The sequence below is a fragment of the Psychrobacillus sp. FSL K6-4615 genome (genome assembly GCF_038008225.1).
In the GTDB taxonomy this organism is placed as follows: Bacteria; Bacillota; Bacilli; order Bacillales_A; family Planococcaceae; genus Psychrobacillus; species Psychrobacillus psychrotolerans.
This window is the reverse complement of the sequence record NZ_JBBOYQ010000001.1, coordinates 1,422,079-1,439,831: the sequence shown is the minus strand read 5'-3', so window position 1 is coordinate 1,439,831 and position 17,753 is coordinate 1,422,079. Positions and strand designations below refer to the sequence as shown.

General features: G+C 33.3%; 22 protein-coding genes. 3 read left to right on the top strand and 19 right to left on the bottom strand.

What is annotated here, in order from left to right; all coding sequences use genetic code 11:
- Window position 1 precedes the first annotated feature (1 nt).
- Window positions 2-961 (top strand): tyrosine-type recombinase/integrase, encoded by a 960-nt coding sequence (locus MKX53_RS06865; RefSeq protein ID WP_340910147.1) that lies wholly within the window; start codon window positions 2-4, stop codon window positions 959-961.
- Window positions 962-1,124: 163 nt separating this feature from the next.
- Here MKX53_RS06865 and MKX53_RS06860 read toward each other — a convergent pair whose 3' ends face one another.
- The gene (locus MKX53_RS06860; RefSeq protein ID WP_340910144.1) at window positions 1,125-1,340 is read right to left on the bottom strand and encodes a hypothetical protein; all 216 of its coding nucleotides are present in this window, start codon (window positions 1,338-1,340) and stop codon (window positions 1,125-1,127) included.
- An 809-nt stretch (window positions 1,341-2,149) separates the two neighbouring features.
- Between MKX53_RS06860 and MKX53_RS06855 the strand changes: the two genes are divergently transcribed.
- Complete coding sequence (locus MKX53_RS06855) at window positions 2,150-2,467, top strand: hypothetical protein (protein WP_340910140.1); 318 nt, start codon at window positions 2,150-2,152, stop codon at window positions 2,465-2,467.
- Between the two features lie 364 nt (window positions 2,468-2,831).
- Here MKX53_RS06855 and MKX53_RS06850 read toward each other — a convergent pair whose 3' ends face one another.
- The gene (locus tag MKX53_RS06850) at window positions 2,832-3,119 is read right to left on the bottom strand and encodes a hypothetical protein (RefSeq protein WP_340910138.1); all 288 of its coding nucleotides are present in this window, start codon (window positions 3,117-3,119) and stop codon (window positions 2,832-2,834) included.
- A gap of 166 nt (window positions 3,120-3,285) precedes the next feature.
- Window positions 3,286-4,056 (bottom strand): GNAT family N-acetyltransferase, encoded by a 771-nt coding sequence (locus MKX53_RS06845; protein ID WP_340910135.1) that lies wholly within the window; start codon window positions 4,054-4,056, stop codon window positions 3,286-3,288.
- 381 nt (window positions 4,057-4,437) lie between these two features.
- Here MKX53_RS06845 and MKX53_RS06840 point away from each other — a divergent pair, with 381 nt between their 5' ends.
- Entirely contained in the window at window positions 4,438-5,661 is a 1,224-nt protein-coding gene (locus MKX53_RS06840) for an IS110 family transposase (RefSeq protein ID WP_340910132.1), read from the top strand.
- A gap of 168 nt (window positions 5,662-5,829) precedes the next feature.
- Here the strand turns inward: MKX53_RS06840 and MKX53_RS06835 are convergent, their stop codons facing one another.
- From MKX53_RS06835 to MKX53_RS06760, 16 genes are all read right to left on the bottom strand, one after another.
- Window positions 5,830-6,021 carry a helix-turn-helix transcriptional regulator gene (locus MKX53_RS06835; protein ID WP_340910127.1) on the bottom strand — a complete coding sequence of 64 codons (192 nt, stop codon included), beginning with the start codon at window positions 6,019-6,021 and terminating at the stop codon, window positions 5,830-5,832.
- A complete protein-coding gene (locus MKX53_RS06830) occupies window positions 6,022-6,327 on the bottom strand; it encodes a DUF2178 domain-containing protein (RefSeq protein WP_340910124.1) in 306 nt (101 codons plus the stop codon). It lies immediately after the preceding gene.
- Between the two features lie 193 nt (window positions 6,328-6,520).
- Window positions 6,521-7,273, bottom strand: a complete 753-nt coding sequence (locus tag MKX53_RS06825; RefSeq protein WP_340910121.1) for an aminoglycoside phosphotransferase family protein — start codon at window positions 7,271-7,273, stop codon at window positions 6,521-6,523.
- A gap of 846 nt (window positions 7,274-8,119) precedes the next feature.
- On the bottom strand, window positions 8,120-8,284 hold the full coding sequence (locus MKX53_RS06820; RefSeq protein ID WP_340910118.1) for a hypothetical protein: 165 nt from the start codon (window positions 8,282-8,284) through the stop codon (window positions 8,120-8,122).
- Window positions 8,285-8,412: 128 nt separating this feature from the next.
- Window positions 8,413-9,207 (bottom strand): serine hydrolase, encoded by a 795-nt coding sequence (locus MKX53_RS06815; RefSeq protein ID WP_340910114.1) that lies wholly within the window; start codon window positions 9,205-9,207, stop codon window positions 8,413-8,415.
- A 214-nt stretch (window positions 9,208-9,421) separates the two neighbouring features.
- The gene (locus MKX53_RS06810; RefSeq protein ID WP_340910111.1) at window positions 9,422-10,408 is read right to left on the bottom strand and encodes a phosphotransferase enzyme family protein; all 987 of its coding nucleotides are present in this window, start codon (window positions 10,406-10,408) and stop codon (window positions 9,422-9,424) included.
- A gap of 378 nt (window positions 10,409-10,786) precedes the next feature.
- Entirely contained in the window at window positions 10,787-11,335 is a 549-nt protein-coding gene (locus MKX53_RS06805) for a helix-turn-helix domain-containing protein (RefSeq protein ID WP_340910109.1), read from the bottom strand.
- Window positions 11,336-11,643: 308 nt separating this feature from the next.
- Complete coding sequence (locus MKX53_RS06800) at window positions 11,644-12,129, bottom strand: hypothetical protein (RefSeq protein WP_340910107.1); 486 nt, start codon at window positions 12,127-12,129, stop codon at window positions 11,644-11,646.
- A 224-nt stretch (window positions 12,130-12,353) separates the two neighbouring features.
- The gene (locus MKX53_RS06795) at window positions 12,354-12,767 is read right to left on the bottom strand and encodes an ABC transporter permease (RefSeq protein ID WP_340910105.1); all 414 of its coding nucleotides are present in this window, start codon (window positions 12,765-12,767) and stop codon (window positions 12,354-12,356) included.
- Window positions 12,768-12,919: 152 nt separating this feature from the next.
- Window positions 12,920-13,414, bottom strand: a complete 495-nt coding sequence (locus tag MKX53_RS06790) for a hypothetical protein (RefSeq protein ID WP_340910103.1) — start codon at window positions 13,412-13,414, stop codon at window positions 12,920-12,922.
- A gap of 238 nt (window positions 13,415-13,652) precedes the next feature.
- Window positions 13,653-14,450, bottom strand: a complete 798-nt coding sequence (locus MKX53_RS06785) for a class I SAM-dependent methyltransferase (protein ID WP_340910100.1) — start codon at window positions 14,448-14,450, stop codon at window positions 13,653-13,655.
- A 101-nt stretch (window positions 14,451-14,551) separates the two neighbouring features.
- Window positions 14,552-14,857, bottom strand: a complete 306-nt coding sequence (locus MKX53_RS06780; protein ID WP_340910097.1) for a hypothetical protein — start codon at window positions 14,855-14,857, stop codon at window positions 14,552-14,554.
- Between the two features lie 322 nt (window positions 14,858-15,179).
- Complete coding sequence (locus MKX53_RS06775) at window positions 15,180-15,350, bottom strand: hypothetical protein (RefSeq protein ID WP_241600715.1); 171 nt, start codon at window positions 15,348-15,350, stop codon at window positions 15,180-15,182.
- Window positions 15,351-15,582: 232 nt separating this feature from the next.
- The gene (locus tag MKX53_RS06770; RefSeq protein WP_340910090.1) at window positions 15,583-16,290 is read right to left on the bottom strand and encodes a hypothetical protein; all 708 of its coding nucleotides are present in this window, start codon (window positions 16,288-16,290) and stop codon (window positions 15,583-15,585) included.
- A 161-nt stretch (window positions 16,291-16,451) separates the two neighbouring features.
- On the bottom strand, window positions 16,452-16,691 hold the full coding sequence (locus MKX53_RS06765; RefSeq protein WP_340910088.1) for a hypothetical protein: 240 nt from the start codon (window positions 16,689-16,691) through the stop codon (window positions 16,452-16,454).
- A gap of 529 nt (window positions 16,692-17,220) precedes the next feature.
- Window positions 17,221-17,472 (bottom strand): hypothetical protein, encoded by a 252-nt coding sequence (locus MKX53_RS06760; RefSeq protein ID WP_340910086.1) that lies wholly within the window; start codon window positions 17,470-17,472, stop codon window positions 17,221-17,223.
- Window positions 17,473-17,753 lie beyond the last annotated feature (281 nt).

Sequence of the window (17,753 nt, the reverse complement as noted above, 5' to 3'; positions counted from 1 at the left end):
AATGAATACAGCTTTAGAAGAACTTGAAATTTACAAAAAAAATGTACGCTTAGCCAAATCTACTCTCTATACTTATACCCTATATTTAAAAAAATTTCTTAAATACTTATCAGAAGAAATGGAAAATGAACTTCACTTAATTTATTTGGATAAAGTCTCTAATTTAAGTGACATTAATGGTAGAATAATCAGATACTTTCCGATTGATGGTAAAATAATCGACAATTATTTATCACTTATTAAACATAAAGGATTTAATGTTTTGAAAGATAATTATAAAGCCTTAATGAGTTTTTTCAAATTTCTAGAACACAATTACAATTTTTCAAACCCTATGTATACTTTGGAATTTCAACTGAAAGATTATTTAGAAGAAAAAAAGTATTTTACAGTCCTAACTCGAGGGAATATCTTAAAGTTGCTAAACACAATTCATGTCCATTCAGACAATTTAGAGAGAGATGTTAATTTATTTTTAACCTTAATTTCAACTGGTTGTAGAATTGGAGAAATACTTAAATTAAAATGTGAAGAAATAGATGGTACTAACGATACACTCTCTCTCAATAAGACCAAAACCAAAGTAGAAAGATTGTTGTTTTTAAGAATTGAAATGGGAAAGGCATTAAAAAAATACACAATAAATTGTAACAGAAAACCAACTGATTTTGTATTTTTGTCAGATGATAATAAACCCTTTACTAATAAAGAAATAAATACTTTATTAAAAAGATACTTGGAATTAGCAAAACTACCAATTATAACTGTACATGGACTAAGACGTACCTTTGCAACTATAATGGCAGATCAAGGAACCCCAATTGACGTCATTAGGCAGTTACTAGGCCATGAAAGCTTAATCACTACAAAGCAATATATAAACCCACATTATGTACGCAACAAAGACTTTAATGCCCCTAATAATAAAATGATTCTAGAATATCTAAATCAAAAAATCTGATTGCATATATGATAAATTTTATATGTATTAATAAAGAATAAAGGAGTAGGGCATTTCTGCTCCTTTATTCTTAAATTAAATTGACTACCTTTTTATAATTAATAGATTAATCTAACTAACATAATAGTAAATAGCATCAATCCCAAAACAATAAAGCCAATTTTCATTTTGAGCTGATTTTTTTAGTAATGATAATTATAGTATAAATAAAGATTACAAGGAATATTGAAAGTATTACGATAATACATAGTTCCTCAAGAGCTGAAATGTTACTTTGCTTTTTCACAGTTATTCCTGCTTTTTTAAAAGCATCATCAACTGTTGCTACTAATAAAAATGGTGATAATCTTGGAGCTAGTCCTACCCATTCTTTAGTCATTTCCCCCCTCCTTTCTTATTTTGTTATTAATGAAACAAAAAATACCCCACACTGAAATATATCACTCATCAAAGTGATATATATTTCTGTGTGGGGTACTCCCATTTATTTCTATTAACTTAAAAATATTATAGCTTCTCTAACTTATTAAATCAAGCTTCTTTATAAGAATACCAAATATTGCCACAGAAATTCATTATACACACAAGAACTTTATAAGCCAACGATCACCTTACAAAATGATGAGTCTGTTCGAAATGTCCTAAATAGGTCATTTTGTGTGGATAAAGAGAGGTCTTATATTGGTAATGGATATAGCTATTGTCAAAGTATGTAGAAACTAGAATTAATTTTGTTTTTATTTTATATTCGAGAAATCGGTGTGATAACGGTAAGAACATAAAGATTCTGGTATAGTTCAATGTGCCTTTAATTCTGTTAGAATCCAGTGAGAATAGGAGAATATTTCTACTGATTTTAGATCTGAATTTAATAATGTTGTAATTGATAAATTACACGGCTATTGGTAAAAAAGAAACACTTATGATAATACGGAGTATGGGGTAACATATAAGATTTTATGAACTGAACTCATCAATCAACCGGACTACCCTACCCTTGAACAGCACTTTTGATTCAGTTCATACCATTGGCTTTAATGGAATAGAAAAATCTTGTAGTTCATTTTCTAAATTCATACCTACTGCAATTAGGACTGTCCATACAACTGGTGTGAAAATAGGAAGTTGTTTTGTCGAATATTATAACAAGAAAGAGGTGTATGCTATGTCGGATAAAACCCAACGTACTTGCCTTATGGCCAATCTATATATACAGATGATCCCAAAGAAGGAACTGGGGTACAGATTCCAAAAGGAACAAAGAAAATAACATTTCATGTTGAAGCAGAAAATACAGAAACCATCTTATTCTGGTTGATTCCAACAGGTACTCTAACATGGACAGAAAGAAAACTTATTGGATATGACATTCGAGAAAATCAAACTGATAATAACTTTACTTTAACTTGGAACATAGATAAGCCAAACCTAAATGACCATTTACATGTTCAAGCAATAGGTGAAGAAATAGTGGAACAGGATATAATCAATTTATATATGGAATAAAACTTGGATGCTTCTTTAGTTGAAGAAGAATAAAGGCTGCCAGCTGACAGCCTTGTTCTGCTAGTCGAGTAGAAGGGAACCTCTCTACCTTACGGTAGATTGTGTTCCACCCCCCTCTCAGAACCGTGCTTGCGCTATTTACGCACACGGCTCCTCCAAATCATCCTTCACAAAATGGTGATTCTGCTATCCTCAATAGTTTAGTTTACATTTATTATTTCTACCGCTGTGTGTAGTAAATGTGTCCCTAACTGCGTTAGTTCAATAAGAAAAATGCTTTACCCTTCTTGAAGTAAAGCACCCGTTAGTTGAAGATGAAACAGAAAAGTAATCTTCCACAATCGCGCCCGATTGTGGAATAACTTTATCTACTATACGATGTCCAAATTCTATAAATATCTTTACCTTCTACCTCAATCTTATCTCTATGCATTGTAACATTTACATTCGTGTATCCCGCCCATTGTGGTATTAGTTCCGTTAAACAATCAATTACCTTTACAGCAGGAGTTGCATAACCGATATTTTCTTTTCTTAAAAAGCCATTTGAGAAATCTTGATATAATGAGTCCGTCCATTCATAAACTTCAAACTGAGAATCAAAAATCCGTTCATCTTCTTGATATCGTCCGTTAACCCAGTATATTTCCATAACAATGCCTCCTCCTAATCAAAGCAGCGTTCCATAACACCATGTCCTATAAAGACAAAGACACTTTCCTAGTTTTCCGGGAAAGCGCCGGATTGTTGTTGACTAAAGCACCCGTTAGTTGAATTAGATCTTCTATTATTTGTTTAATTAATCTCCACTATATGAATTATATTTTAATATAGACAGTATATTCTTTTGGATTAATAAAACCTAATTTACTACCTAAATTGATTGAAGCAATATTATCAACATCACAATCCCAACGAGGTTGAATATTATGGGAAAGACAATAATCCATAAATTGTTCAGCTACAATACTTGCTAACCCTTTTCCTCTATAATTTGAGTCGGTTATTATATCTACTTCGGCATAATTTTTAGATTTAAAAATTGAAACTCCTTCACTAATAACCCTCTCTCCATCCTTCACACAAAAACCAATCCCATTTTGAAGAAAATTATCAGTGGAATCCCAATATTCGTCGTAGTATTTTTTATCAAATTCCAAACAATGTTCAATCAGATATTGATTAATATTTGTTACATCAAACTCACTAATATCACTTCTTTTTCTATTTTTAAATGCCATTAAATCAAAAGAAAAACCATAACGTTGTATTTTTCTTACTTTCTTCTCAAGGCATTTTTCAATTGCCTGATTCCAAGTAGGTTCAGAAAAAAATAATGTAAATCTTTTCCCTTGCTTAATTGATGCCTCATGTATTCTAACTATGTTCTTAAGAAATAGTTCATCAGTTGATTGCCCTGTAACGTAATATAATCCTGAATCGGTGTTAATAAGCAATGATTCATAATTGGTGGAATCCGCAAGTACCGTTCCTTTAATAATGCAATCTAATACGCTAAATACAAATGTTGGTGCTTCTTTAATTTTCTCCTTTATTATATTAAAATGTTCTTTTGGGACCGTAATCATTTCGTTAAACCTCCATCAATCCTACTAATAGAATATTTATTTTTTGATTCATATATTTAACAAACCTGCACCTTTAGTTTAATAAGAAAAAACAGCTATACCCCTTCTTCAAGTAAAGCACCCGTTAGCCATCCATGTAGCGCAAAATCAGCGCTACACCACAGAGAATGAAAATGTGAAAACCTGGGTATAGGATACTACGGCTGGGAGAGGAAGGTCGATGAACTATGGTGCCATAGAGCCCATCCGTTAGTCTGACTCCAACGACCACGGTGCATCACAGACTGTCGCTCCCTTACGGGAAGCACTCATGGGAGATTAATCCTACTCTGGTTATTGCACCAGCCTCCAATACTATTTGCCGTAGAAAGGATGATTACAATGGAAGTAATCATTGAACGTGCTTGTGGGATGGATGTCCATAAGGATTCCATTACTGCTTGTATTATTACCCCAAAAGGAAAGGAGATTCAAACGTTTTCCACTAAAACTGTATTTCTATTACAGTTAATTGACTGGATTAAGGGGCATGGTTGTACTCACGTAGCAATGGAGAGTACAGGTGTATTTTGGAAGCCTATTGTTAACTTGCTAGAAGCCGAGAGCATTGAATTTTTAGTAGTGAACGCTCAACATATGAAAGCAGTACCAGGTCGCAAGACCGATGTAAAGGATGCCGAATGGATTGCCAAACTTCTTCGTCATGGTCTACTTAAAGCAAGTTTTATTCCAGACCGAAATCAGCGGGAATTGCGAGAGTTAGTTCGATACCGTCGAAGTATTATTGAAGAGCGTGCGAGACAACATAATCGGATTCAAAAGGTTTTAGAAGGAGCGAATATCAAACTCGGTTCCGTTGTCTCCGACATCATGGGTGTTTCATCGCTTGATATGCTTCGTGCTATCGCCGATGGCAAAAATGATCCTGAGAAATTAGCTAGCTTTGCCCGCCGATCAATGAAGAAGAAAAAGAGTGAACTAGAACTAGCTCTTCGAGGGTATATCAATCCACATCAACGTCTCATGTTGAAAACCATTCTGGTCCATATAGAATTTCTAACTGAGCAGATTGAGCTATTAAACGAAGAGGTGGCTACTAGGTTATCCTCCCATCAAGAAGATATAGAACGATTGGATTCCATTCCTGGCATCGCCACTCGAATGGCTGAACAAATTTTAGCCGAAGTCGGTACAGATGTGGAGAAGCAATTCCCCAGTTCGGCGCACTTATGTTCCTGGGCAGGATTAGTACCTGGACATAATGAAAGTGCGGGCAAGAGGAAATCAACCAACATGAAAAAAGGAAACAAGTACTTGAAATCGGCATTAATTGAAGCAGCTCATTCTGTTAGAGGATCCAAAACCTACTTGGGATCCTTGTATAGGCGTACTGCATCAAGAAAGGGTAAAAAGCGGGCAGGGATATCGGTGGCTCATGCCATTTTAAGAATCAGCTATTATCTCCTAACACGCAAAGAAATGTACGTAGACTTAGGGGAAGATTACTTTGACAAACAAAAAGAACAATCAATTGTACGATATTCTGTTCGAAGACTTGAAAACTTAGGTTACAACGTGACAATCACTGAACCAAATGCCTCCTAATCCAACCCACAATTTAATTCTCTTTTAGGCGCTGCACTTTTTTTAAAAATTATTGGGCTGCGTCAGATTTCGTATTGCCTTTTTCTCTAAATCGAAGATTTTAATTTTCATGGGAGTTGAAGAAGGAAAGTGAAGCTAGTTCAATAATCTCGTCCGATTGTTGATTTTTCATTTATTGACAAACAGCTCATCTATTGTGGTGTCCAATACAGAAGCAATATTAAAAGCTAATTGTAAAGTAGGATCATATTTATCATTTTCAATTGCATTTATCGTTTGTCTAGATACCTTACAAAACTTTGCTAGTTCCTCTTGGGATAATTTAGCTGATTTTCTTAATTCTTTAATATGATTTTTCATTTAACCACCATATTTCTTCCTAAAAAACAGTAATGAACTTAAATATATAATGGAAGTTGTTATGAGAAAGGTAACTGGATTTATACCCTCATACGAACCATTTTTCCAAATATTTATATATATTTTTTGAAAAAGTTCAATTAACACGTATCCAATTACTATTGCAAAGGTGAAGGACTGGGCTTTCATTTTGACGAGGTTTTTTCTTTCGTCACCCAATTGTGGTAAAGATACAAGAGTACTGATAATCAAAATAGCACTAATCCCTAAGATAATAAAAAGAACAGTTGAAACAATCCAGTCCATAACTTATTTCCTCCTCATAAATGTAAAAAGTGTTTGACATTTATTATTGTATCACTGATTAATCAAATGTCTAATACTTTTTACATTTCGTCATAAATAAGGGAAGAATTCTCTATAAGAAAAAATGCTTTACCCTTCTTGAAGTAAAGCACTCCGTTAGCTTAAGTAGGAATATTAACAAAATATAGTTTTATTATAATGGACAGAAATCATTAACTATCTTAATAAGACGTTCATTTTTTTCTGATGATACATTTTCAGATAATCTTGCTCCTGCAATGATTGGAGCCCATTGAAAAATGTCATCTTTAGATAAACCACTTTTTTGACAATAAAGACGCAAATACATATCTGCTAATTCAATTGAGAACTGTTCATACAATAGATACGTTCGATAGACGTCTGCACGTAAATCCCCTGCACTGGAATCCACCCAATCAATAATTGTCACTTGGTTATTATCTGACATAATTAAATTAAACATATGAAAATCTCCATGACATAACCTTTTCTTATATGTAATCGTATCCATTTTTTGTAGTAAAGCGGACTTATGTCTTTTATCTAACTGTTGTGCTGATTCAATTTGACGGCTTAACTTTAAAGACATAGGTTCAAGAGAATCAGCTACTATCATATGAATTTTTTGTTGTATATCTATGGAGATATTCATGTAATATTCTGCTTGTTCCATGTTTTCGGATAAAATATCACCTATTGTTTTCCCTTTAACAAACTCCATTATTATGGCTTGTTTCCCATCTATTGTCGTGACATCTAATATTTTTGGTACAGAAAGTCCACATGAATGTGCAAACTTTTGTTTATTTGCTTCATATGAAGATTCCGTATCGGGCAAGAAATCATTGAAAACTTTGACAATCTTGTTTTCGTAGAGATAGATTTGTGCTGTATTTCCAATTGCTATTGGAGCTCCTAAATTCATGGGTTTTACTCTCCCCTTATTTTACTTAATAAGTATTATTAAACATTATTTCAAATGATTTTTCACTGGCTTATTGAACTAACCTGCCGCTTTAGTTCAATAAGAAAAAGACTTTACCCCATCTTGAAGTAGTCGAGTAGAAGGGAACCTCTCTACCTTACGATAGATTCTGTTCCACCCCCCTCACAGAACCGTGCTTGCGCTATTTACGCACACGGCTCCTCCAAATCATCCTTCACAAAATGGTAATTCTGCTATCCTCACTAGTTTAGTTTACATTTATTATTTCTACCGCTGTGTGTAGTAAATGTGTCCCTAGTGAGGGTGATCATTTGGTAGCAGCCTTTCCTCCATCGGCATTACCCAACTTCATTGGTACTACGCTACTATCCGACTCCCTACACGGCATTTGGTTTCCTCGCTTATTATCGCTTGTACACCATACTCTTCTATAAGAAGAAAAGACCGGTAGGGCCTCCCGAGTTGCCGTATCATATCGATGTGTGACGTGCCAAGATCTCTGACTCCAGAGAGGTTTTATCCTTCTTGCCTTTAACGATGGATAAAATGTAGCTTTCTGCCGTGCTTAAAGCATCAGCCCTCTCGATTTACTAACATTATGGAGCTCAATCCCTTCAACCAGTTGGCTTTCGGCCCGCCACCTAACTGTCTACGCTTAAAGGCTAATGTTACCATTAGCCCTCCAAGACTCGCTACGAGTGAATGGCTAGTTCTTTCTCGACGGGAATCCCACCCGCTATATGATACGACCTAGGCTCGGCCGCACAAGCACCCGTTAGTTGAACAAGCAATAGCATTATTATGACTTTTATAAATTACAAATTTCTATTCTAATTTATCATTTAATTTCGATTTTATTTCCTCCAATAATTTATACTGCTTATCTTGGTTATCTAAAATCTTATCTGTTAAATTTTCTAATGTTTTCGTAATAGACCATAAAAAAATCCATAAAAATATAATAACTGGTAAGGCTACTATAATAATCACCACCACCCTCTACTTTTACTTCAAACTAATTAGATAATCCATGTTGTTAGTTCAACTAACTTACCACGTTAGTTCACTGCCCTTTCAGGCAGCCACTTTACTAAGCACCCGTTAACTTAATAAGCATTTTATGTATTAGATAGACTCTCATTTTCCAATTCAACTTCCTGATTGCAATACTCATCATAAAGTAATTTCATTGCTTCAATAATTATTTCATCTGCTAATTCCTCTTTATATCGATTTGGTAACTCCTTTGCACCCAAAACAAATAATAATGGATTTTTGGAAAACTCACCCATTATCCCAATATCAATTACTACATTATCTAAACCTCCAGTCATATGATTTAAGAAATGGCTTGGTATTCCTTCTATATTACCTCGTTGCCTAACTAAACCATTAATAACTGGAATCCATAAATCAGGATTAGTTTTGTATCCTTGATGTATTAATTGTAAAAGTTCTAACATCTCACTCAATTCTCCATTGTTGTCCAAGTCTCTTGGATTTTGAGTAATATTTATGCTTTTAAAATATGATTTTATTCTATTGTTAATCCTTTCCCATCCACCACAAAATTGAACAACTCTCTCTGCGACAAAGCTATCGTGACAGGCTATCATAACTTCCACCGCATCTTGGAGTGCCAAGTTTTCTCTACTTTGAAAGTGAGGATACACTTCGTTGCTATCCTCTTCTGGATTTAAAATTACATCATAAACAATGTCAGTCCATTTATAGTGTCTTTCTTCAACCAATTTTGCGATACAAAAGGCAATAGCAACTTTTGCCGCAGAAGCAAGAGGTACTAATAGCCCTTTATTTAATGATAAAACTATATCCTGTTTTGCTTGAGAATAAATAATAATTCCCACTTCACCTGACTTTAGTTCCTCTAATTTTTCAAGAACTTTCTCCATTTCCGAACCCCACTTCACAGTATTTTTCTATTCACTTGTCCTCTCTGTAAACTTGTCCTTGTTCAACTAAACTGCTTCCTTTAGTTCAATAAGAAAAAGGGCTTTACTCCTTCTTGAAGTAAAGCACCCAGTAGGTTAAGTACAAAATTTCACAATCTCTTCATTACAGCATGAGCTACAATAAGCGGTGCATGTATTTATTTCATGTATCATTTTACCATGATCCATGAAAGGTCTTTCTTAATTCATCTGCAACACGAACTAACTTTATCTTTAATCCATCAAACCAAGGTGGAGTATCAATAATTTCTTCAAACTCCAAAGTTTTTAATAACTTGGCGAACTTATATAAGTTTGCATATCTTTGGTATTGCGAAAATTGAGCCACTACATCATTTTCTAGGACCATTTTGGAACGATATCCGTTCAAAAAAGACTGAATCAGTAATTTTGAATGTGGATTGTCATCGTCAATAAAATCATCAAGGGCTGTAACGATATCAATTGCATACCAATGGTACATTGCATCATCAAAGTCGATTACATTGAAACTATGATTCTTATTCTCTTCAAAAAAGATATTATCCAATTGGAAATCATAATGTATCAATCCGTACACATCATTTCCAGTAGGTAACGATTGAAGCCAAGAGGTAACCCTACCTAGCTCCTCTAGGGCAATAAGTTCCATTGGATGCTTTTGAAATACACTTTCCATGAAATGTACTGTGTCCACCCAACTATTTCTTCTTTCAGATACAGGCACGAATTTTTTTGACAAACAATGTAGTGAGCCTAGAGATTTCCCCCATTCCTCCATCTGTTTTTCGGTAATTGTATCGGAATCCAAATTAATTCCGTAAGCTGCACTAAAGACAACAGCAATATAGGTTGCTTCAGGAGTCTTTAGTGTTTCAATAAGTTCTCCACTTAGTGATTTAATTGGTGTTACAGATGGAAACCCATTTAAGTGTAAATATTGCATATACTCTATTTCAGCTTTTAATTGTTCAATATTTTTATCCTGCTCAAAACTAAATCTCAAAAAATATTGAACCTGATTACGTTCAAAAGCATACACAAAGTTTGAACTTGCACGCCACAGCTCCAAAGTTCCCTCGTCATGTTCCCAGAATTGAATGAGTCTCTGGGCGATAGTATCGGAAGCTAATCCTCTTACCATGTTTTCTAATTTCATCATCTCTTATTTTTCCTCCCATACCTTTGAGAGGATTAAACCTTAGTTAAGAAGTAATCCCTCTCATTAGTGTACTATTTTGAAGTTCTATCATTTTCAATATGTCACCCCTTCCATAAGTTTCGGCTATAAAACTAAATAGCCAGACATAAACTAATTCTACATAAAATTATATATACCTCTTTTATTATTTCTTCCCCGATAGGTCAATAAGACTTACTACAATAAGAAAAAGAGCTGCCGAACCATGTTCGTTTAGCAACTCTTCCATCGGTTATTTTTTATTCAACTAATTATTCCGGAAAGCGAATCTTCAACTAACCTGCGACTTTAGTTCAATAAGAAAAAAGGCTTTACTCCTTCTTGAAGTAAAGCACCTCGTTAGTTGAAGTATTTACCTTTCTTCTCATTGATGATGGTCGAGAATTCTTCATATTCTTTAATTACTTGCTTCGATAAGGGGTGAGAATCTTCTTCTACTTCTATAGGAATTCCTTTACTGCGTTGTTCTTGAAGGTATTCTGAGTCTTCGGCAGGGATGGATTTTTCTGGTTCAACTTTTTTCGTTTCTTTTTTCATAGATGGACGCTCCTTTTTCTTTGGTTCTAGCGCGTCCATTCCTTTTGTCTTAAGCAATTGATCCCACCGATAAATGATACTCGGAGAAGAAATATTAAATGTGCTTGCCGTTTCTAGAAAAGACGTACCTGTTTCGTTCATAAAATTAAGTACGTCTAGTTTAAACTCAGATGAGTAGCTTGTATAGCATTTCTTAAACCCTTTTTCACCCTGTACTTCAAATAATTTCACCCAAGTAATGACTTGAGATTTAGCTACGCCAATGCTTTCTGCAATAGTTTGATAGCTTTCGTTTCCAGTTAAATAGCGTTTTACCGTTTGTAATTTAACTTCTAATGTATATTTAGACATAAAAACACCCCGTAAATGTTAGTTGGTGTCTAACATTTACGGGGCAGCTCAAAATGATGGCCATATTTTGCTAAAGCACCCGTTAGCCATCCATGCAACACAAAAAAATGCTGCACCACAGAGAATGAAAATGGTTAGGAAGTGTTATATACTGATATTAACCTTAATCCAGTCAACCGTAATCCATAGACTTATTTACGCTCTCCTCTTTTTTTAACGATTAAGTGGGGTGTTCTTAGTATTGTCATTTTTCATTTCTTGATGAACTAATTTTCATGGGAGTTGAATAAGCACCTTCTCTTCTATACTTAATCAATAAATTCTCCTAGCCCATCAAAGCCTTTTATTTTATAACCTATTTCACCCATATCACCAACTTGATTAATATCTATAATTACAACAACTTTTCTTGGTTTCTGAATACTAAAATATGCTAGTGCATCTGATTTTTTTTCACCATTTTCAAGATTATAGTGCATATACATACTCAAATCATTGGGATATATATCTTTACTACTACCAGTTAACGTAGCAGTCTTACCAACCTCTATATGTTTTATTAATCCTATTTCTTTAAACTCAAAGTTCTCAGCGTGACCATATGTAAATTTGAGGTTTGATATGCTTTCATTATTTAAATTATTTACCTCAATAGTTACTCCCGAATTGTATTTTTTATACTCTCCTTGACCTAAAGTACCTAAAAATGAAAGAAACAAATATATCAAAAACATTAAAATCGATAAACAGATTATCCCTATTAAAACAAATAAAAGAGTTTTATATTTTTTCAATAAAATATCACCCTATCCTTACCCGACAAGTCTATTAAATGTACTAACGTCAACTGCGACATAAAACTCCTAATTTCATCTAACAACTAAACTGCTGCGTTAGTTCAATAAGAAAAAAGGCTTTATTCCTTCTTGAAGTAAAGCACCCGTTAGTTAAGTACCGTTCTTCACAAACTTTTATATTCATTGAGTAAAAAACAAATTAAAATCTCCCCGTTTATTAATCAAAAATTAATTCTTTTCAATAAAAATATAGTAGATAATTGATACATTAATGAAATTATAAATGCAACAATACAAGGATACCCAATTATCACCACTGGGTTCATATGTTCAACCAAGCTAACTTCTCCCCATTCTAGCCATAACCCCCATCCCATTCCAAGAGAACTTAAAATCAAACTTATTGTAAATACAAAATATAATCTTCCTTTAAATAATCCAACGTACATATTTGCAATAAGAAAATAAAAAGCTACGATAATGATTGTTAGATACAAATTAAAGCCATTTAAACCTGGTATTACTAAAGTAAATGTGGCACCAGTAGTAAAGACAACTGCTATCATACTTAATATCAAAAAATATAACCTGTTCTGTTGTACTTGTTCGTAAAAGTTCTCATTTGACTTTTTCATTGAGTACACTTCCTTACTTATTAATTCAAAGACCTTTAAAGTTTGTTATTGAACTAACCTGCCCCTTTAGTTGAATAAGAAAATGGCTTTACTCCTTCTTGAAGTAAAGCACCCGTTAGTTGAGTAAGCACTCCTTGATACCCATTAAGCAATCACTCTCTATCGGAAGTCAAATCTATTTCATATTGTCCAGAAAAATCTTCATACCCACTTGCCCTAAATAAAAGTTTCCCCTTATTATCAGTTCCGGTTATTTCTAAAATAAGTACTACTTTACTTGGTTTATTAGAGTGTAAATAAACTAGACTTTCAAATTCTGTCTCAGTTTTGTTAATTGGATATTGTAAATATAAACTTCTATCATTACCTGTGTCTTTTATTTGATGATTATAAAAACTAGAGGTTTCTTCAGGTCCTAATTGAGTGATAGTACCTAAATCCTGATATACATGATTACCATCGAACGCAAAATAGAAATTTAATCCCGTTATTACTTCTTTACTTGAATTATAAACTTCAATTGTCACACCATTATCATATTTTAAGAACTCTCCTTGATGAGTCCATCTCAATAAGTTGAAAAATACGAAAAATAACAGAAAAAAAGAAACAATGCCGATTATTTTGTATTTCAGTATTTTTTTCACTTTTTTCTTTCCCTTTCTTTAACTAAACTGCTGCTTTATTTTAATACGTTTGAAACAAATAGAGGTTCCAATTTTAAATAATTTCCCCATTTTTAATTAACATAAATTCATTTTTCTTATTAAACTAACCTACCGCGTTAGTTTAAGTGTAACATTTCACATTCTACATAAAAATAGACCATCATTTTTTTGATGGTCTTGTTTAACTAAAGCACCAGTTATTGAATAAGATACTCTTTCATACTTTTTTTAGAGCAAGTTTGACCGAAGTATTTATTTGCTCTTTATACACACCATTTTTATCAATAGCTAATAATTCCTCTTTTAAATGTTTTTCAAATAAATCAACGTTTTCTCCTAAAAACCGTTTAGCACCAAAAGAAGTAGAATAATGATTTCCGATTATAGAGTCCAGTGTCCATATCTGCTCATATGAAGGTAATTGATGAATTTCTAGGTCGAACTTTGATCCTGTTATAATTTCCTCATGACTAACTGTTGGATGACTGTATGTAATATTCCCTGCTCTTCTTTCATTCCCATACCAATGTTTTACAACTTCTTGAACTGTCTGCTGCCAAGGTAGAAGCACTTCATTAGGAGAGTAATTATCTATAATAGCTATTCCGCCACCAACAACTATCATTTCGTATAAACTTTCAAGGACTCGCGGTCTATCCATCCAGTGAAAAGCCTTTGCAATAGTTACAAGTCTAAAGGTCGTATTGTTATTACGTTTATATTTCTCTAAATCACCAATTAGCCACTCTGTATTTTCAGCTCTAATTTCCTTACTGATTCTTTCAGCCTCTTGAATCATCTCAGGCTCTGTATCCAACCCTACCACTTTTTCAAACCAATCAGAGAACCTTAGTGGTAATCGACCATCGCCGCAGCCTAAATCCAGCATGTTGCTTTTCCCATCTAAAGAAAACTTATTTCTTAAATATCTGATTAAAGAAGAAGAATATAATGGTCTATATTGTGAATAATACCAAGCTGTGCCTTTAAATAAATCGTCCCCATAATCTTTCATTGAATAATCCTCCTTAATTAAGCACTTCAAATCTTATTAAACTAACCTGCTGCTTTAATCTACTGAAAAAGGCTTTACTCCTTCTTGAAGTAAAGCACCCGTTAGTTGAAGAAGAAACTCAGTACTGGCGGTAAGAATAAGAGACTAATTGCAGTGAAAATAAGTATTTTAGAAATCAATTTCGGTAGTTTTTCTCTATCTTTTCCTTTATTCCTTCCGCTAAATTGCAATTTATTTTTATATAGCACCAAAAACAGAATAAGAATAGAGACATAAGGCATTCCACCATATCTTTCATCAATATCAATGCCAATCTCTAAATATATACTTCCCCAAAGAATTACCCATATGATACTAACAAATACGAATATAACTAAAATTAGTGTTGACTCTAGAAAGATTTTCATTGCACTCTCCTAATTTATATCTAATTAGTTTTACCCTTTATTTCACTAACCTGCGGCTTTAGTTCAATTAGAAAAAAGGCTTTACTCCTTCTTGAAGTAAAGCACCCGTTAGCCATCCATGCAGCACAAAAAAATGCTGCACCACAGAGAAAGAAAATGGTTAGGAAGTGTTATATACTGATACTAACCTTAATCCAGTCAACCGTAATCCATAGACTTATTTACGCTCTCCTCTTTTTTTAACGATTAAGTAGGGGTCTTCTTAGTATTGTCATTTTTCATTTCTTAAAGAACTAATTTTCATGGGAGTTGAATAATTTATCTATGAATTTTCTTTTTTATCTTTTATGAAAAGCCCAATTATTACAAGAATAAATCCTAAACCTAAAAGGAAAATCTCGTCACCACCTGTTCTAAAAGCACTTTCATGTGGTAAATATAATGCAACAAGCATCAGTGCAATACCCAGTAGCATTGTTTTAGTAGAACGCATTTATTTATACTCCCCCTTCCATAATAAGTCATTAATTTTCAAATAAAGTTTCATTTATGTTTTTTGAACTAAACTGCTGCTTTAGTTCAATAAGAAAACAGGCTTTACTCCTTCTTGAAGTAAAGCACCCGTTAGTTTAAGTGAAAAATTTCACAAACACCTTATTTTTTGACTATAGATATTTTTAAGTCTTTTATCAGTCTTAAAAGAATTCATAAAAATTTGAATCACACTAATTTATATCTTTAAGATATCCTTCATCTTCTAATCTTTTTATTGCACCTGCTAACATCAAATATTCAGTTGTAGTTGCCTCTTCTTCATAAAGTTCATTATGAAGAAGAATCAGATGATTAGCTATTTGAATTATAAAAGCGACATGGTATGCATACAATTCCCTAGAAATTTCTTTATTATATATAGGCAACATACTGACAGGGTAAGCATCTCCTAAACTACCTATTTGAAATAATGGATCAAAAGACTTCCTGTCTGAAACATGGGCAACTTTATTCAAGTCACCATAAATTTTCGCCATATCCCATTTTACAAACTTTACATTAGGTGTTTTCCCATCCTTACGATTCCCAGCGATAAATTCTTCCAATGCGGCAATTGTTTCTAATTCTTGTTTTAATAGATTGGCGGCTTGTGCATAGAGACCTTCAGAAATAGAGGTTTCACATAAATCTATTCCTTGTACAAAAGATGCAATTAGACTTAATCTACCTGATATTGACTCGTTTGATTTCCCCAGTCTCAAATTATTTTTATATAAAAGACTTCCTATACATGCTGTAGCAGATAGATGGGCATCAAGTAACAAACTATAATTTTGCTTTGATACTTCCCGATTTTCTACTCTTTTGATTTGAGTTTGTTCAAATAATTTAATTGCATATGCTAGTTTATTTTCCATATCTTTTTTTACTTTATCCAATGTACTAACTCCTTCTTCACAATTCACAATCCTCACACTTTAATCTTTTCACTTAATTGACTTGTCCATGCAAAAAGACGCTTTTTTTTATTAATGAAAAGCACCCGATTGTGGAATTTAAGCTTAATGCAGAAAATGCTTATACAAGCTGGAATTTGCCGCTAATCATTAATCTCACTTTCATCAGCAATACCTGAGTATATAATATGGTGGTACGTGTCCCCATCATATTCGTATGCTGTGTATGGAACAATATGATTGTATTTATTCGTAAGTTTCTCAACAGGTTGAAATTGTGCAATGGCATCTGATTCACTATAATCATTTACTGGGAAAAAAAGATACTCATACAAGCTATCTTTCCTACCAAGACGTTTGGCACTTATTACATGATATTTCACGTTTGCAACACTCCCTTCACTTAACTCAATAACTTTGGTATCTTTAATTAACTTCTACATCAGAGTTAGAAAACCCTTTTTACACTAAACTGCTTCGTTAGTTTAAGTGAAAACCTTCACAATCTTATTCAAATACTAACATAATCATCTAATTTGGTCTCATCAATTTTTTAAACAAATTAATATTTCTAAGATTGAATTTCCAGATCTGATTTTCTCAAACTCGATTGATAACACCCTTTTCTTCTTTAATTCCATCCTATTTGCTTGATTTTCCGTCGTTTTTGCGTTAATCCTTCTTGTAGCAACCCCACCGTAGATTAAAAACCTCACTATTCTACATAAATAAAATTGCACTGAACTAAATGGGGTAGACCAACAATATCACTCACTTAATCCATGATTCAAACGAAAACAAACAGCCAATCGCGGGTTCAATACCGTCAATTGGCTGCATGATAGGGTGTTTTATTCCTGTCTCAAAAATTATAGTCAGTGCCCTCCACCCAACAAGGTTTCTTTATGTCTATTATGACTCAAAAGCTGTTTTATCTGGAAATATACCATTTTCTCTTACAAGGCAAACTGCCAATCTTTGAGCAGCTCGATCAAAATAAAACTTAGAGGGAATATTTTGATCAGGTAAACTTTCTAACTCTGAAAAGTTTCTGGTTATTTTATTTAACTCAATTTTACCCATAATCTCTTCATTAGGTCCAAATTTGTAAACTACAGTTTCATCATCTTCATATTCCTTTAATAGTAAAACATACGAAGCCATTTTTAATCCTCCTCTGCTGGAACCACGGACGCCCAGATTTAACTGTTTTATCGTGTGCGGTCCTGTAATCTGTTTTAAATATTCCTTCAAATTTTGATTCGAAAAGTTCATGATTCAATAAATCAATAGCATTCTTGTTATAATTACCTTTTTGAAGCCTATCCCATGCTTGTCCAATTTGATAATCTGACTCAAAGCGTCCAATTCCATGTTCTTTTATGTGCCCTTTGATAAATAAATACTGCTTTATTCTTTGTACCCGCTGTTCAGTCATTCCAGTA

Excerpts from the sequence above, each read along its gene's own strand:
- MKX53_RS06805 (WP_340910109.1), bottom strand. The coding sequence starts at position 11,335 with ATGTCTAAATATACATTAGAAGTTAAATTACAAACGGTAAAACGCTAT.
- MKX53_RS06785 (WP_340910100.1), bottom strand. The coding sequence starts at position 14,450 with ATGAAAGATTATGGGGACGATTTATTTAAAGGCACAGCTTGGTATTAT.
- MKX53_RS06825 (WP_340910121.1), bottom strand. The coding sequence starts at position 7,273 with ATGAATTTAGGAGCTCCAATAGCAATTGGAAATACAGCACAAATCTAT.
- MKX53_RS06830 (WP_340910124.1), bottom strand. The coding sequence starts at position 6,327 with ATGGACTGGATTGTTTCAACTGTTCTTTTTATTATCTTAGGGATTAGT.
- MKX53_RS06815 (WP_340910114.1), bottom strand. The coding sequence starts at position 9,207 with ATGGAGAAAGTTCTTGAAAAATTAGAGGAACTAAAGTCAGGTGAAGTG.
- MKX53_RS06760 (WP_340910086.1), bottom strand. The coding sequence starts at position 17,472 with ATGGCTTCGTATGTTTTACTATTAAAGGAATATGAAGATGATGAAACT.
- MKX53_RS06810 (WP_340910111.1), bottom strand. The coding sequence starts at position 10,408 with ATGATGAAATTAGAAAACATGGTAAGAGGATTAGCTTCCGATACTATC.
- MKX53_RS06845 (WP_340910135.1), bottom strand. The coding sequence starts at position 4,056 with ATGATTACGGTCCCAAAAGAACATTTTAATATAATAAAGGAGAAAATT.
- MKX53_RS06775 (WP_241600715.1), bottom strand. The coding sequence starts at position 15,350 with ATGCGTTCTACTAAAACAATGCTACTGGGTATTGCACTGATGCTTGTT.
- MKX53_RS06795 (WP_340910105.1), bottom strand. The coding sequence starts at position 12,767 with ATGAAAAAGTCAAATGAGAACTTTTACGAACAAGTACAACAGAACAGG.
- MKX53_RS06835 (WP_340910127.1), bottom strand. The coding sequence starts at position 6,021 with ATGAAAAATCATATTAAAGAATTAAGAAAATCAGCTAAATTATCCCAA.
- MKX53_RS06840 (WP_340910132.1), top strand. The coding sequence starts at position 4,438 with ATGGAAGTAATCATTGAACGTGCTTGTGGGATGGATGTCCATAAGGAT.
- MKX53_RS06780 (WP_340910097.1), bottom strand. The coding sequence starts at position 14,857 with ATGAAAATCTTTCTAGAGTCAACACTAATTTTAGTTATATTCGTATTT.
- MKX53_RS06850 (WP_340910138.1), bottom strand. The coding sequence starts at position 3,119 with ATGGAAATATACTGGGTTAACGGACGATATCAAGAAGATGAACGGATT.
- MKX53_RS06860 (WP_340910144.1), bottom strand. The coding sequence starts at position 1,340 with ATGACTAAAGAATGGGTAGGACTAGCTCCAAGATTATCACCATTTTTA.
- MKX53_RS06865 (WP_340910147.1), top strand. The coding sequence starts at position 2 with ATGAATACAGCTTTAGAAGAACTTGAAATTTACAAAAAAAATGTACGC.